The sequence below is a fragment of the Trinickia mobilis genome, from assembly GCF_017315705.1.
Taxonomy (GTDB): Bacteria; Pseudomonadota; Gammaproteobacteria; order Burkholderiales; family Burkholderiaceae; genus Trinickia_A; species Trinickia_A mobilis.
Genome location: NZ_JAFLRF010000037.1, coordinates 58,388 through 58,769, shown reverse-complemented (window position 1 = coordinate 58,769; position 382 = coordinate 58,388). Strand labels below are relative to the sequence as shown.

1 protein-coding gene is annotated in these 382 nt (G+C 53.9%); it reads left to right on the top strand.

Going from position 1 to position 382, the window contains the following annotated elements; genetic code table 11:
- Nucleotides 1–382: aminotransferase class IV (locus tag J3489_RS30380; protein ID WP_207004520.1), on the top strand; the 382-nt coding region annotated here is incomplete at both ends.

Below are 382 nucleotides of genomic sequence, written 5' to 3'. Positions count from 1 at the left end.
GACGCGCCTCAAGGAGATCCACGAAGAGCTGATCTCACTAAACAAGCTCGACGATGGGCTTGTTTATCTGCAGGTGACCCGAGGGGTTCAAGACAGGAATTTCCTGTTCCCGAGCACGGATACTCCACTTACTCTTGTGCTCTTTACGCAAGACCAGTATTCGCAAAGAGACGTAGTCGTCCCTGGATTTTCCGTTATGACTGTGCCAGATTTGCGGTGGGGGAGGTGCGACGTCAAGTCGACACAGTTGCTCTACGCCTGCATGGCTAAAAACCTTGCCCAGCGAGAGGGCTACCAGGATGCGTGGTTCGTCAGGGATGGCCTGGTTACCGAAGCGGCGTCAAGCAACGTTTTCATCGTGACCAAGGACAAGGTAGTCGTC